This window comes from Streptomyces sp. NPDC055506 (assembly GCF_053643595.1).
Genome location: NZ_JBSHKH010000005.1, coordinates 1 through 14,436, shown reverse-complemented (window position 1 = coordinate 14,436; position 14,436 = coordinate 1). Strand labels below are relative to the sequence as shown.

Annotated in this window: 11 protein-coding genes, 1 rRNA gene, 1 pseudogene and 1 riboswitch; of the genes and pseudogenes, 1 reads left to right on the top strand and 12 read right to left on the bottom strand. The window is 68.9% G+C overall.

The window, feature by feature from the left end; translation table 11 throughout:
• Positions 1 to 5 precede the first annotated feature (5 nt).
• Positions 6 to 2,891, bottom strand: a complete 2,886-nt coding sequence (gene gcvP / locus ACWIF2_RS03250) for an aminomethyl-transferring glycine dehydrogenase (RefSeq protein WP_454358304.1) — start codon at positions 2,889 to 2,891, stop codon at positions 6 to 8.
• A 176-nt stretch (positions 2,892 to 3,067) separates the two neighbouring features.
• A riboswitch (glycine riboswitch) is annotated at positions 3,068 to 3,163 on the bottom strand.
• 113 nt (positions 3,164 to 3,276) lie between these two features.
• Here gcvP and ACWIF2_RS03245 point away from each other — a divergent pair.
• The gene (locus ACWIF2_RS03245; protein WP_382500199.1) at positions 3,277 to 3,651 is read left to right on the top strand and encodes a PRC-barrel domain-containing protein; all 375 of its coding nucleotides are present in this window, start codon (positions 3,277 to 3,279) and stop codon (positions 3,649 to 3,651) included.
• On the opposite strand, the pseudogene ACWIF2_RS03240 reads toward ACWIF2_RS03245, so the two are convergent.
• The 11 genes and pseudogenes from ACWIF2_RS03240 to rrf form a co-directional block, all read right to left on the bottom strand.
• A pseudogene (locus ACWIF2_RS03240) lies at positions 3,570 to 5,072 on the bottom strand (DNA polymerase IV). The gene ACWIF2_RS03245 and the pseudogene ACWIF2_RS03240 sit on opposite strands and share 82 nt — an antisense overlap.
• A 145-nt stretch (positions 5,073 to 5,217) precedes the next feature.
• Complete coding sequence (locus ACWIF2_RS03235) at positions 5,218 to 5,901, bottom strand: MerR family transcriptional regulator (RefSeq protein ID WP_454358303.1); 684 nt, start codon at positions 5,899 to 5,901, stop codon at positions 5,218 to 5,220.
• 314 nt (positions 5,902 to 6,215) lie between these two features.
• Complete coding sequence (locus ACWIF2_RS03230) at positions 6,216 to 6,689, bottom strand: bifunctional nuclease family protein (protein ID WP_003988851.1); 474 nt, start codon at positions 6,687 to 6,689, stop codon at positions 6,216 to 6,218.
• A gap of 85 nt (positions 6,690 to 6,774) precedes the next feature.
• Entirely contained in the window at positions 6,775 to 7,515 is a 741-nt protein-coding gene (ftsR, locus tag ACWIF2_RS03225) for a transcriptional regulator FtsR (RefSeq protein ID WP_454358302.1), read from the bottom strand.
• Between the two features lie 53 nt (positions 7,516 to 7,568).
• Complete coding sequence (locus ACWIF2_RS03220) at positions 7,569 to 8,516, bottom strand: FHA domain-containing protein (protein WP_454358301.1); 948 nt, start codon at positions 8,514 to 8,516, stop codon at positions 7,569 to 7,571.
• A 61-nt stretch (positions 8,517 to 8,577) separates the two neighbouring features.
• Positions 8,578 to 9,528, bottom strand: coding sequence for a DUF881 domain-containing protein (locus ACWIF2_RS03215; protein ID WP_454358300.1), 951 nt, complete (start codon positions 9,526 to 9,528; stop codon positions 8,578 to 8,580).
• 5 nt (positions 9,529 to 9,533) lie between these two features.
• Positions 9,534 to 9,866 (bottom strand): small basic family protein, encoded by a 333-nt coding sequence (locus ACWIF2_RS03210; protein ID WP_003988855.1) that lies wholly within the window; start codon positions 9,864 to 9,866, stop codon positions 9,534 to 9,536.
• On the bottom strand, positions 9,863 to 10,774 hold the full coding sequence (locus tag ACWIF2_RS03205) for a DUF881 domain-containing protein (RefSeq protein ID WP_454358299.1): 912 nt from the start codon (positions 10,772 to 10,774) through the stop codon (positions 9,863 to 9,865). The genes ACWIF2_RS03210 and ACWIF2_RS03205 overlap by 4 nt, the downstream gene beginning before the upstream one ends.
• A 98-nt stretch (positions 10,775 to 10,872) precedes the next feature.
• Complete coding sequence (locus ACWIF2_RS03200; protein WP_328415863.1) at positions 10,873 to 13,368, bottom strand: mannose-1-phosphate guanyltransferase; 2,496 nt, start codon at positions 13,366 to 13,368, stop codon at positions 10,873 to 10,875.
• Positions 13,369 to 13,483: 115 nt separating this feature from the next.
• On the bottom strand, positions 13,484 to 14,092 hold the full coding sequence (locus ACWIF2_RS03195) for a CDP-alcohol phosphatidyltransferase family protein (protein ID WP_382500215.1): 609 nt from the start codon (positions 14,090 to 14,092) through the stop codon (positions 13,484 to 13,486).
• A 109-nt stretch (positions 14,093 to 14,201) separates the two neighbouring features.
• A 5S ribosomal RNA gene (gene rrf, locus ACWIF2_RS03190) occupies positions 14,202 to 14,317 on the bottom strand.
• Positions 14,318 to 14,436 lie beyond the last annotated feature (119 nt).

The window sequence follows — 14,436 nt, the reverse complement described above, 5'->3', positions numbered from 1 at the left end:
GTCGATCAGTCCTCGTACGCGTCCAGCGGCGGGCAGGAGCACACCAGGTTCCGGTCGCCGAAGGCCTGGTCGATGCGGCGCACCGGCGGCCAGTACTTGTCGGAGGCCGTGACCCCGGCCGGGAAGACCGCGTCCTCACGGCTGTAGGCGTGCTCCCACTCCCCCGCGAGCGCGCCGGCGGTGTGCGGGGCGCCCCGCAGCGGGTTGTCGTCGGCAGGCCATGCGCCTGAGCCGACCTTCTCGATCTCCGCGCGGATGGCGATCATCGCCTCGCAGAACCGGTCCAGCTCGGCCAGGTCCTCCGACTCGGTCGGCTCGATCATCAGCGTCCCGGCCACCGGGAACGACATCGTCGGCGCGTGGAAGCCGTAGTCGATCAGCCGCTTGGCGACGTCGTCGACGCTCACGCCGGTCGCCTTGTTCAGCGGCCGCAGGTCGATGATGCACTCGTGCGCGACGAGCCCGCCGGGGCCGGTGTAGAGCACCGGGTAGTGCGGCTCGAGGCGCTTGGCGATGTAGTTGGCGCTGAGCACGGCCACCTGCGTGGCCCGCTTCAGCCCCTCGCCGCCCATCAGCCGGACGTACGCCCAGGAGATCGGCAGGATGCCGGCCGAGCCCCACGGCGCCGCGGAGATGGGGCCGACCCCGGTCTCCGGGCCCGCCTCGGGCTGCAGCGGATGGTTCGGCAGATACGGCGCGAGGTGCTCACGCACCGCCACCGGGCCCACGCCGGGCCCGCCGCCGCCGTGCGGGATGCAGAAGGTCTTGTGCAGGTTCAGGTGCGAGACGTCCCCGCCGAAGTGCCCCGGCTTGGCGAGCCCCACGAGCGCGTTGAGGTTGGCCCCGTCGACGTAGACCTGCCCGCCCGCCTCGTGCACCTGCGCGCAGATCTCGGAGACGTGCTCCTCGAACACTCCGTGCGTGGACGGGTAGGTGATCATCAGCACGGCCAGCTCGTCACGGTGCTGCTCGATCTTCGCCCGCAGGTCCTCGACGTCGATCTCGCCGTCCTCCGCGGTCTTCACGACGACGACCTTCATGCCCGCCATCACCGCGCTCGCGGCGTTGGTGCCGTGCGCGGACGACGGGATCAGGCACACGGTGCGCTGCGCTTCCCCGTTGGCCCGGTGGTACCCGCGTACGGCGAGCAGACCGGCCAGCTCGCCCTGCGAGCCGGCGTTCGGCTGGAGGGACACCTTGTCGTACCCGGTGACCTCGGCAAGACGTTCCTCAAGCTCGTGGATGAGCGTGAGGTAGCCCTCGGCCTGCGCCGCGGGGGCGAACGGGTGCAGCTGCCCGAACTCGGGCCAGGTGACCGGCTCCATCTCCGTGGTCGCGTTGAGCTTCATGGTGCAGGAGCCCAGCGGGATCATGCCGCGGTCGAGCGCGTAGTCACGGTCGGCCAGCCGGCGCAGATAGCGCAGCATGGCGGTCTCGGAGCGGTACTGGTGGAAGACCGGGTGCGTCATGTACTCGTCGGACCGCAGCAGGGCGCCCGGAAGCCCGTCCTCCGTTGCGGCGTCCAGCGCCTCGACGACACCCTCGACCCCGAACGCGGCCCATACGGCACGCAGCTGGGCCCGCGTCGTGGTCTCGTCGCAGGAGATCGAGACCAGGTCGGCGTCGACGAGACGCAGGTTGACCCCGTTCCGCTCCGCGGCGGTCACGACCTCTGCGGCCCGGCCCTCGACACGCACGGTCAGGGTGTCGAAGTAGGCGCCGTGCACGACCTCGACACCGCCGTTCGCGAGCCCGGCGGCGAGGACCGTGGCGTACCGGTGGGTGCGCCGCGCGATGCTCCTGAGGCCCTCGGGCCCGTGGTACACGGCGTACATGCCGGCCATCACGGCGAGCAGCACCTGGGCGGTACAGATGTTGCTGGTGGCCTTCTCACGACGGATGTGCTGCTCACGCGTCTGCAGCGCCAGCCGGTAGGCCTTGTTCCCGTCGGCGTCCACGGACACGCCGACGAGCCGCCCGGGCAGGCTGCGCGCCATCTTCTCCCCGACGGCCATGTAACCGGCGTGCGGTCCGCCGAAGCCCATCGGCACACCGAACCGCTGTGTCGTCCCGACCGCGATGTCCGCGCCGAGCTCCCCGGGCGACTTCAGCAGGGCCAGCGCGAGCAGATCGGCGGCGACGGTGACGAGCGCCCCGAGCTCGTGCGCCTGGTCGATGACCGGCTTGATGTCCCGTACGGCTCCGGAGGCGCCCGGGTACTGGATCAGCACGCCGTTGATCTCGCGCTCGGCGATCTCGGCGGGGATGCCGGCACTGAGATCGGCGACGACGACCTCGACTCCGGTCGGCTCGGCCCGGGTCTCGATCACGGCGATGGTCTGCGGCAGCGCGTCCGCGTCGACCAGGAACAGGCCCTTCTTGTTCTTGCCCAGCCGCCGCGACAGGGCCATGGCCTCGGCCGCAGCGGTGCCCTCGTCGAGCAGGGAGGCGCCGGAGGTCGGCAGTCCGGTCAGGTCGGCGACCATGGTCTGGAAGTTGAGCAGCGCCTCGAGCCGGCCCTGCGAGATCTCCGGCTGGTAGGGCGTGTAAGCCGTGTACCAGGACGGGTTCTCCATGACGTTGCGCATGACCACCGGCGGCGTGAACGTGCCGTAGTAGCCGAGCCCGATCATGGAGCCGAGGACCTGGTTGCGGTCGGCGAGGGAGCGCAGCTCGGCGATCACCTCGGCCTCGCTGCGGGCGCCCGGCAGGTCCAGTGCCTCGGCGCTCTTGATCACGGCCGGGACGGCGGCGGCCGTCAGCTCGTCCAGCGAGCCGTAGCCGACGTGCGCGAGCATCTTGGCGCACGCCTCGTGGTCGGGGCCGATGTGGCGCTGCTCGAAGGGGACTGCCTCTTCGAGCTCGGAGAGCGGAATGCGATGGGCGGTCATATGCGGAGGCCTCCTGGTCTGACACGACCTTCGAGGGGCACCACGGCACGGGTACCCGGACGGCCTCCCCCTCTGTCATGTCAACCTGAGAGCTTCACCGGATCGCCCGAAGGCCTCCGGCTTTCACCGTCGGTGAGAGCGGAAGCCGTGACATCCGCCCTGCTTTCCAGAGTGACCTCGTCCGTGCGGTACGTGAGCCTGAGAGATTCCGGGGAGGATTTGCTCCTTCGGCGCCTCCGATGGTGTCTGGAGGACTCTCCCGCACGGGGTCAGCAGCCGTTGTCAGCCTACCAGCGCGTCCCACGCACGAACCTTCGAGTGGCCGCCTCCTCGATTGTGCCGTTTTGTAGTGGTTACGGATGAGTTGCGACCATGTGGAGGGCCCGTGCGAACCGATATCGATCCGCGCAACCTGATCGGCCGCAAGGCGTTCGACCGCAACGGGACCAGGATCGGCACGATCGACGAGGTGTACCTCGACGACGCCACCGGCGTGCCGGAGTGGGCGGCCATACGGACCGGCCTGTTCAGCCGGGACGCCTTCGTCCCCCTCGAGCCCAGCGAACTGATCGACGGCGCCCTCCACGTGCCCTTCGACCGCGCCCTCATCAAGGACGCCCCCGACTTCGGTGTGGGCCGTCACCTCTCCCCGGAGCAGGAACTGCAGCTCTACCACCACTACGGCCTCGACGTCGCCGCCCCTCCCCCGCTCCAGGACCACGACTTCGGCAAACTGGCAGGCACCGACGAGACGGCCTGAAGCCCCTGGCGAGCCGCCTAAGGGGCGGCGGAGCGCAGCCCCACACCCCCGGAGTCACCATCCGGCCCATCGCCCCCCTCCGGCTCTCGTAACACCAGAGGCAACGGATCCGCCGGCTCCAGCTCCGGATCGTCGACCCGGAAGGTCCGCACCCGCCCGGGCTCCGAGTCGGGCGTCTCGAACCGCACGGTGACCCGCCCCAGGCCGCTGCCCTGCACCCACCCGTGCCCGAACCCGGCGTGCCGCACATCGTGCCCGGCGGGCCAACGCCGCTCGGCCGGCGCGGGCTGCTCCTCGACCGGCCCCGCGGCGTGCTCCTCGACCGGGCCCTCCGCGACCGCCCGCTGACCGGCCGCCTGCGCGAACAGGTCCTCCTGTGTGTAGTCGGCGAGCCCGCTCACGCCCACCCCGAGCAGCCGCACACCGCCCGTCGTGTCGACCGAGTCCAACAGTCTGGCCGCCGCCTCACGGATCACCCCGGGATCGTCCGTCGGCCCCCGCAGCGTCTCGGAACGGGTGCGCGTCGAGAAGTCGTACCGCCGCACCTTCAGCACGATGGTCCGCCCGGACAGCCCGGCCTCGCGCAGCCGCCGCACACAGCGGTCGGCGAGCCGCCGCACCTCCAGCCCGACCCGCAGCCGGTCGTGGATGTCCACGTCGTAGGTGTCCTCGACCGACACCGACTTCGCCTCCCGCTCCGCCACCACGGGCCGGTCGTCCCGCGCCAGGGCCATGGCGTAGAGCCCGTGCCCGTGCGCCTTCCCCAGCAGCCGGACCAGCTCGTCCTCACCCGCCTCGGCGATCTCCTCGACCGTGGTGATCCCGGCCCGCCGAAGATGGTCGCCCGTGGCCGGCCCGACCCCCGGCAGGGTCCGCACCGACATCGGCCCCAGCATGGCCCGCTCCGTCCCCGGCTCGATCAACACCAGCCCGTCGGGCTTGGCCTGCTCCGAGGCGATCTTCGCGAGCATCTTGGACGCGGCCAGCCCCACCGACCCCGTGAGTCCCGTGACGGCCCGGATGTCCGCACGCAGTTTCACCCCGGCCAGCCGCGCCGACCGCTCGTCCCAGGCCGCCCCACCGGCCTCCAGGTCCACGAACGCCTCGTCCAGGCTCAACGGCTCCACCAGCGGTGAAAGGGCCCGCAGCAGCTCCATCACCCGCTCGCTGATCGCCCGGTAGAACCCGAAGCGCGGCACGAGATACGCGGCGTTGGGCGCGAGCCGCCGGGCCTGCGCCATGGGCAGCGCCGAGTGCACCCCGAAGACCCGGGCCTCGTACGACGCGGTCGCGACCACACCCCGCGGCCCGAGTCCGCCCACGACCACGGCCTTCCCGCGCAGGCTCGGCTTGGACGCCTGCTCGACCGAGGCGAAGAAGGCATCCATGTCGAGATGCAGGATCGTGGGCGCGGTTCTCACAACTCCGATGCTGCCCTACGCCACTGACAACGCACCGACGACGCCGTGCCGAACCGCCCCGACCAATCCGGCAGACACCGCTTGCGGCCCGGCACGGAAACGTCCCGCCTACTTCCGCGGCACGCACACCGCACCGCCCAGCGGGTCAGACGGCCCGGTTCCGCCGCCGCGCCAGCTCGTCCGCCGGATTGGGCCCGACCAGGGTCTCGCCGGTGTCGATCCGCTCCCCGTGCAGCTGGGACAGCGCGCTCTCGACGTCCCGCCACACGACACCCACGGCGATCCCGAAGACGCCCTGCCCCCCTTGGAGCAGAGCGTGGACCTCGTCCGGCGAGGTGCACTCGTAGACCGTCGCACCGTCACTCATCAGCGTCATCCGCTCCAGGTCGCGGAAACCGCGTTCCCTGAGGTGCTGGACCGCCGTGCGGATGTTCTGCAGCGACACCCCGGTGTCGAGGAACCGCTTGACGATCTTCAGGACGACGACGTCCCGGAAGCTGTACAACCGCTGTGTCCCGGACCCGTAGGCGGGGCGCACACTCGGCTCGACGAGACCGGTGCGGGCCCAGTAGTCCAGCTGCCGGTAGGTGATACCGGCGGCCGCGCAGGCCGTGGGGCCGCGATAGCCGATCTGCTCGGACGCCATGGACGTCGTCCCTCCGCTGCTCGGCACCGCCGACGGTCGCTGCGGAGCGTGCTCGGCCGCACCGTCGGGCTGGGGATACCCCCCGCCCGAAAGGAGCCGAGAGCCGGGGGGAGCGTACGGACCACTCACCCTGAGACTGCGCTCGGGGCCGCCCCCAGCCGTACCGTCGCCGCTGCTTCTCACGCCGACCTCCGTCCTTGACCTGCCTTCTCGACGGTAGGCAGTCACCCGGGGTGCGTCAACGATCGCCACACTCGCCACGCCGAGTGATAATCACCCTAAGAGTGGTTTCCCGTGCCCCACCGCGGGGAAAGGCTAGCCGAATGCCTTCGGCACGGGCCGTGTGACGCTCTCACTCGCCACCGGCACATGCGGGCAATTCACCCCTCACACATACGGCGGCGGCCCTGCCGCGGACTCATCGTCCGCCGGGCCGCCCACGCGTCTCACGACCGCTGCCGCTCCCCGCTCGGCCGGCAGTCACCGGCCTCCGGAGCTCACTGACTGCTGCTCCCGAAGTCCTCCGGGGAGATCTGGTCGAGGAACTCGCGGAACTTCTCCACCTCGTCCTCCTGCTCGTCCGGGATCGCGATACCGGCGTCGTCGAGCACCGTGTCACTCCCGTAGATCGGCGTCCCGGTGCGCAAAGCCAGCGCTATGGCGTCGGACGGACGGGCGCTCACCTCGACGCCGCTGGCGAAGACCAGCTCCGCGTAGAAGACGCCTTCACGCAGGTCCGTGATACGCACTTCCGTGAGCTCCTGACCGACGGCTTCCAGCACGTCCTTGAACAGGTCGTGGGTCAGCGGCCGCGCCGGAGCCATGCCCTGCTGGGCGAAGGCGATCGCCGTCGCCTCGCCCGGCCCGATCCAGATGGGGAGGTAACGGTCGCCTCCCACTTCACGCAGCAGCACGATCGGTTGGTTGGAGGGCATCTCGACCCGGACACCTACGACATCGAGCTCGTTCACACAGCAACCCTAGGCCGTGCTCGGGACGTTTGGGTAGTCGGGCAGGGATCAGGCGCCTGATCCGGCCCCCACGCGTCGGGCGACCTCATGGCAGCCGCACCCCGAGCGCCGTCTGCACCAGAGCGGCGTGCAGCTTCACCGTGAGCCCCGCCAGCTCCTTGGTACGGGCCTCCGCATGAGCCCTGGTCTGCGGGTTCCGGTGGCGCTTCAGCGGGGCCACCACCTGGTCCACGAGCCCTGCCTCACGGTCGGCGGCCGCCTTCATCACCCGCAGGTGCCGCGGCTCGATCCCGAACCGCCCCAGCTCGGCGACGAGCGCGGCCACCGTGACCGCCTCCGCCTCGTACGCCCCGTCCTCCAGTGGAGTGACCAGACCGTACGACTCCCACTCCCTGAGCTCCTCCTCGTCCACCCCGGCGGCGGCGAGCAGCTCCTCACGCCCGACCCTGGCAGCCGTGGGCAGCCCCTCGGGAGGCTCGGGCGCGGAATCGCCCTCACGCTGACGGCCCACGGTCGGCAGCGGGACGGCCTCACCGCGCTCCATGGCCTCCAGGTGCTCGCGAATCACCTTCAGGGGCAGATAGTGGTCCCGCTGCATCCTCAGGACGTGCCCGAGGCGCTCGACATCACGGGCGCTGAACTTGCGATACCCCGAAGGGGTCCGCTGCGGCTCGATGAGCCCCTCCGACTCCAGGAAGCGGATCTTGGAGATGGTGACTTCGGGGAACTCGTCGCGCAGCGCGTTCAGCACCGTGCCGATGCTCATCAGCCCACTGTCCGTGGCGGCGGCGCCGTGCCCGGCACCGCCGCTCGGTGTATGAAGCATGGACCTTCCCTGACGGACGGACCTTCGCTGGGGTTCCCCGGAGGCAGTCCGGGTCAGTAGCCCCGCTGGCTGGCGTAGAAGACCAGCCGGTACTTGCCGATCTGCACCTCGTCACCGTTGCTCACGGCGACCTGGTCGATCCGCTCACGGTTCACGTACGTACCGTTCAGGCTGCCCACGTCGGCCACCGTGAACGAGCCGTCCTGACCACGACGGAACTCCACGTGCCGCCGGGAGACCGTGACGTCGTCCAGGAAGATGTCGCTCTGCGGATGACGGCCGGCCGTGGTCAGATCGCCGTCCAGCAGGAAGCGGCTGCCCGAGTTCGGCCCCCGGCGCACGACCAGGAGCGCGGAGCCCACCGGCAGCGCGTCCACGGCCGCCTGAGCCTCGGGAGACAGCGTCGGCGTAGGCGTCTGGCCGGTGGCCTCGGCGTCATAGGCCTCGAGTCCGGAGATGGAGATCGTGGAGGTCGTCTCGGACGGACGCTCCGGCGTCGCCCCCGCCCGCAGCGGCGCGCCGCAGTTGGAACAGAAGCGGCTGTTCTCCGCGTTGCGGTTGCCGCACCTCGTACACACCAGGGCCGACATGGGATCCTCCTGCCGCGGCTGCCCACCGGGTGCATTGGACGCATACGGGTCGGAAAACCCTCCACCCGCACTTGAGGGTTGCCCGAAACCTATGCCGCCGGGCTGCGCAGGGTCAACCGACGGCGCGCCCTGACCTCCGGGAACGTCACCGCCCGGACCGCCGACCTGGTCCCGGAACAGCGGCCGCTGGCCCTCCGCGTCAGGCTGTGCGCGATGACGGGCGGTCGCATTGTCGCTGCCCTCTCGCGGGCTCTTGCCGAACAACTTCGCAAACAACTTCACGGGCGATTCCCCTTGACCGAAACAGACCCGCCCGTGGGGCAGGACGAACCCTGACTGAACACTCTGGCCGACCCGGACATCCTGACAACGTCCGTCTGCACCAGACAGTTTCCACCACGCACCACCCATTCGGTGCGCCGACCCCCCGCAACCTCATGCCCTCGCCGGACGCCGCCCATGCACCGCCGGTTCACTGGGAGGACGACCGAGCGTAGTCAGGCCGCTTCGCTGCTCGCAAGGCGTCCACGACGATCTTGGTCGACCGCTCCACGGTGACGATGGCCTGTTCCTTCTCGAGAGTCTGCACCACGCCTCCGGGGATGTTGAGCGCCGGCTCGAGGTCCTGCGACCTGCCGATGACCTTGAAACGATAGGGCGCGTTGATCTTGTTCCCGTCGACGCTCACCCCCTTGCCGGAATCCGTGAGATACGTGCCGGCGACGACCCGAACGCCGTTCACCTGGATCGCCTCGGCACCCGCCGCACGCAGTTCCTGGACCGCGTCGAGCAGCATGTCCGACTCGACTGTCCCCTTCGTGTCCTCGATGGTCATGGTGATGCCGGGCCCCTGCGCGGCCACCGTGCCCGCCAGGATGCCGAGTTGCCGCTCCTTCTCGATCGTCTGCTTCCGGGCCTCCTCGGCCTGGTCCGAGCTGTTCTCCAGCTCGTCCCGCTGCTTCTCGAGCCCTTGCTTCTCGTCCTCAAGACGCTGGGTTCGGTCATCCAGTTCATCGAGGATGCGGACAAGATCTTCCTGACGCGCACCGCGCAGGGCGCTGTCGCTGTCGCTGTTCGAGGCCACCTGCACGGCCAGCCCGAAGCCCAGGCCGAACAGCAGCAGCGCGACGATGAGTTGGGCCCGGCTGACCCGAGGCGGCCACAACCCCTGCACCAGCCGCTGCCGACCGGTCAGCCGCGGCTCCGGCGCCACCTCCGGCTCCGGGTCAGGATCCGGAGCGGCCACGGGCTCGGGCTCGGGCCTCGGCTCACGTTCCGGGGTGTCCTGGGTGGCGGGCTCCGCCGCGGCCACCTCCTGAGGCAGCTCCTTGCGAAGCCGGTTCCCGCCCTCGCCGCTGCCGCCGCGCTGCTCCCCGCGCGTGTCGCCGTTGTCCTCGGCGCGCTTCTCGTCCTTCTCGCTCATCGGCCTCACGCCCGGAACACGTGCCGGCGGATCGCCGCGGCATTCGAGAAGATCCGGATACCGAGGACGACCACCACACCGGTGGACAGCTGGGCACCCACGCCCAGCTTGTCGCCCAGGAACACGATCAACGCGGCCACGACCACGTTCGACAGGAACGACACCACGAAGACCTTGTCGTCGAAGATGCCGTCGAGCATGGCGCGCAGACCGCCGAAGACGGCGTCGAGCGCCGCCACGACGGCGATCGGCAGATAAGGCTCGACCACCGCCGGAACCTCAGGCCGGACCAACAGGCCGGCCACGACTCCCACGACGAGGCCCAGTACGGCGATCACGATGTGCCCTTCTCGCTTTTCTCAGTGCTCGGCTGTGCTGTACGTACGATCACACTCGGTGCCGCGGGCAGCCGGAGGTCGTCCTCCGCGGAGATGGCTGTCCTGACGCCGTAGCTTTCCTGGAGCGCGTTCAGATACAACCCGTCCGCGCTGTTCTGGAACCGCGTGCTCAGCCGCTGCCCGTCCCCCACCGCGAGCACCGTGTACGGCGGCACCAGCGGTTTGTTGTCGACCAGTATCGCGTCCCCCGCGGCCCTGATCGCGGACAGCGCCGTCAGCCGCTGTCCGTTGATGGAGACGGCCTCGGCGCCCGACTCCCACAGCCCGTTGACCACGCGCTGCATGTCCCGGTCACGCACCCGGCCGGTGTCCGAGAACCCGGAGGCCTCGCGCGGGTCGCCGTTACCGCCCGCACCGGTGTCCTTGGCGTCGTTCACCACGAGCTTCACACCGGGACCGTGCACCGCGGCGGCGCCCGACATGATGCCCACCAGATCGGACCCGGCGCTGCCGCTGTGCTTGAGCGCCTCGCGCTGCCGGGCGCTGACGTCCGCGCGCAGCTCGTCGACGGAGTCCTCCAGCTTGTCCGCCGCCTCGCTCTCCCGGTCGATCCGGTCGACCAGCTCTTCCCGCTCCTTGGCGACGACCGGTGCGACGACCCGCGCCTGTGCCGCTCCCACGGTCACGACCAGGGCCGCGAGCACCAGGCCCGCCGCGAGCCCCAGCTTCGCCCTGAGGGTCTTCGGCAGGCCGGCGTCGCCCGCGGCCTTCTTGCGCTCGGCGGCCTGGGCATATCCGTCATCAAGGCTGTGGTCCATGACGTTGGTGAGCAACGACATGGACGCATCCGGGCGCCGGGGCCGCGTCGGTGTGCTCCGAATGGGGGGTTGCTGCGGCATGCCGCACATCGTCGCACGTCGCGGCCACTACCTCCGAACGGCCCCACCGGCGTGCCGGACAGGCCCCGTTGGGGACACTTGTCCGGCACGCACGCGTGCAGCTCGTTCTACCGGCCGGCGCTGTCCACGACCGCCGACCACTCGTCCAGCAGGGCCTGCGCGGAGGCGTCGTCCGGCCCCTCGGCCCACAGGTGCGTGACGGCCTCCGCCGGATCGGGCAGCACCATCACCCAGCGTCCGTCGGTCTCCACCACACGCACGCCGTCCGTGGTGTCCACGAAGCGATCTCCGGCCTCTTCGACGACCCGCCGCATCACGAGACCCTTGACAGCCCACGGGGTCGCCAGGTCCCGCTTCAGGACGTGCGCCCGCGGGATCCGGGCGTCGATCTGGCTGAGCGTGAGCTGTGTCCGCGCCACGAGCCCGATGAGCCGTACGAAGGCCGCGGTGGCGTCGTACACGCTGCTGAACTCCGGGACGATGAACCCGCCCTTGCCGTCACCGCCGAAGATCGTCCCTTCCTCGCCACCGACGCGCGTGAGATCGTCGGGAGAGGTAGTCGTCCACTCGACCTGGGTCCCGTGGTACGCCGCCACCTGCTCGGCGATCCGGGTCGTGGTCACCGGGAGCGCGACCCTGCCACTACGCCGCTCGGCGGCCACGAGGTCCAGCATCACGAGGAGCGCCCGGTCGTCCTCGATGATGCGCCCCTTCTCGTCGACGAGGGACAGCCGCTCACCGACCGGGTCGAACCGCACCCCGAAGGCGGCACCGGAGGACGCCACAATCTCCCCGAGACGCACCATCCCCGACCGCCGCATGTCGGCCGTCTCCGTCGGCCTCGACTCGTCCAGACCTGGATTGATCGTCAGCGAGTCGACACCGAGCTTCCCCAGCAGAGACGGCAGCACGAGTCCCGCGCTGCCGTTGGACGCGTCCACGACGACCTTCAGCCCGGACTCGGAGATGCCCGTCGTGTCGACATTCCGCAGCAACGACCCGGTGTACGAGTCGAAGACGCTGGCCGGGAAATGCAGATCCCCGATCTCACCGGGGAAGGCCCGACGGTACTCCTGCCGCGCGAACACGCGGTCCAGCTTTCGCTGACTGCCCTGCGACAGGTCGGCACCGTTCCCGTCGAAGAACATGATGTCCACGGAGTCCGGCACCCCGGGCGTCGTACGGATCATGATCCCGCCCGCACTGCCCCGCGCGGTCTGCTGCCGGGCCACGGGCAGCGGAACATTCTCCAGATCCCGTACGTCGATGGCGCTGGCCTGCAGCGCGGAGATCACCGCCCGCTTCAGCGCCCGGGCGCCACGCGAATGGTCCCGGGCCGTGGTGACGGTCGACCCCTTCTTCAGAGTGGTCGCATACGCACCGGCGAGCCGCACGGCCAGCTCCGGCGTGATCTCGACGTTCAGGATTCCGGACACCCCGCGGGCGCCGAAGAGGTGCGCCTGCCCCCTGGACTCCCAGATGACCGACGTGTTGACGAATGCACCGGCCTCGATGGTCTTGAACGGATAGACCCGCACATTGCCCTGAACGATCGATTCTTCACCGATCAGACACTCATCACCGATGACCGCCCCGTCCTCGATCCGCGCGGCGCGCATGATGTCGGTGTTCTTCCCGACGACGCAGCCGCGCAGATTGCTGTGCGGCCCCACGTAAACGTTGTCGTGAACGACGGACTTGTGCAGAAAGGCGCCGCTCTTGACCACCACGTTGGAACCCACGACGGAGTGCTCACGGAGCTCCGCGCCGGCTTCGACCTTGGCGTAGTCCCCGATGTAAAGAGGACCGCGGAGCACGGCGTCAGGATGCACCTCCGCGCCCTCGGCAACCCAGACGCCTGCCGAGATCTCGAACCCGTCGATGTCGACGTCGACCTTGCCCTCCAGGACGTCGGCCTGCGCCTTCACATAGCTCTCGTGCGTGCCGACGTCCTCCCAGTACCCCTCGGCGATGTAGCCGTAGACGGGCTTGCCTTCCTTCATCAACTGCGGGAAGACATCGCCGGACCAGTCGACGGGCACATCGGGCTCGACATAGTCGAAGACCTCGGGCTCCATCACGTAGATGCCGGTGTTGACCGTGTCGGAGAAGACCTGGCCCCAGGTGGGCTTCTCGAGGAAGCGCTCCACCTTGCCTTCCTCGTCGACAATGGTGATGCCGAATTCCAGCGGATTGGGAACACGCGTCAGGCAAACCGTGACCAGCGCACCCTTTTCCTTGTGGAAATTGATGAGCTCCGTGAGGTCGAAATCCGTCAGAGCATCGCCGGAGATGACGAGGAAGGCATCGTCCTTCAATGCCTCTTCGGCGTTCTTGACGCTTCCGGCGGTACCGAGTGGCTTCTCCTCATTGGCATAGGTCAGCTCCATGCCGAGCTCTTCGCCGTCACCGAAGTAGTTCTTGACGAGCGAGGCCAGGAACTGGACAGTAACAACTGTTTCATTGAGCCCATGCCTTTTGAGCAGCCGCAGAACGTGCTCCATGATCGGGCGGTTGGCCACGGGCAGGAGCGGCTTGGGCATGCTTGAGGTCATGGGGCGAAGACGCGTGCCTTCGCCTCCGGCCATCACGACGGCCTTCATGTCGGAAGCGTCCTCCTCTAAGAGACGACGGTCTAGCCGACTTCCCCCGCGAGGATTGTCCCCCACTTTTCGACCACGGGCCATCGGACAGCCACGGTGGGACCAATCCGCAAGTTCAGTCGGCCATGGCGTCCGCACGGACCAGGCGGCGGACTTGTACCACGTAGAGGACTCCTGCCCACCAGTACAGCGTTGTACCCCATCCAGCGAACGCCCATCCGAAAATAGCAGCGAGTGACGAGATCCACCCGCTTCCGTCACTGAGCAGGAGCAGCGGGAAGGCATACATCAGGTTGAAGGTGGCGGCCTTGCCCAGGAAGTTCACCTGGGGCGGCGGATAGCCATGACGGCGGAGGATACCCACCATCACCAGCAGAACCAGCTCTCGCAGCAGAAGTGCAGCGGTCAACCAAAGGGGCAGAATCTCACGCCAGGTGAGACCGACCAAAGTCGAGAGAATGTAGAGCCGGTCGGCCGCGGGGTCGAGAAGCCGGCCGAGGCTGCTGATCTGGTTCCAGCGCCGGGCGAGCTTGCCGTCCAGGTAGTCGCTGATGCCGCTCAGGGCCAGTACCAGAAGGGCCCAGCCGTCACTCTTGGGCCCACCGAACTCAGGCCTCAGAATCAGCCACAGGAAGAGGGGCACGCCGACGAGCCGAGCCATGCTGAGGATGTTCGGGATGGTGAGCACACGGTCCGTCTGGACGCGAGTCTCCTGAACCTCCACCCGGGGGCCTCCTGTGGGAAACGTGCCAACGATGCTCACTGACCTTACCTCAACGCAAAAAAGCTCTGGCTCTCGGGCTGTGTGCCCAAGAGCCAGAGCTCTAAAAGGAGTTCGGCGGCGTCCTACTCTCCCACAGGGTCCCCCTGCAGTACCATCGGCGCTGAAAGGCTTAGCTTCCGGGTTCGGAATGTAACCGGGCGTTTCCCTAACGCTAAAACCACCGAAACACTATGAAACTGTGAACGCCACACCACCCAAAACGGGTGGGGCTGTTCGTGGTTTCAGAACCAACACAGTGGACGCGAGCAACTGAGGACAAGCCCTCGGCCTATTAGTACCGGTCA

Coding starts and splice junctions, on each gene's coding strand:
- gcvP (WP_454358304.1), bottom strand. CDS start 2,891: ATGACCGCCCATCGCATTCCGCTCTCCGAGCTCGAAGAGGCAGTCCCC.
- ftsR (WP_454358302.1), bottom strand. CDS start 7,515: ATGCTTCATACACCGAGCGGCGGTGCCGGGCACGGCGCCGCCGCCACG.
- ACWIF2_RS03220 (WP_454358301.1), bottom strand. CDS start 8,516: ATGGGTGGTGCGTGGTGGAAACTGTCTGGTGCAGACGGACGTTGTCAG.
- ACWIF2_RS03215 (WP_454358300.1), bottom strand. CDS start 9,528: ATGAGCGAGAAGGACGAGAAGCGCGCCGAGGACAACGGCGACACGCGC.
- ACWIF2_RS03205 (WP_454358299.1), bottom strand. CDS start 10,774: ATGTGCGGCATGCCGCAGCAACCCCCCATTCGGAGCACACCGACGCGG.
- ACWIF2_RS03200 (WP_328415863.1), bottom strand. CDS start 13,368: ATGAAGGCCGTCGTGATGGCCGGAGGCGAAGGCACGCGTCTTCGCCCC.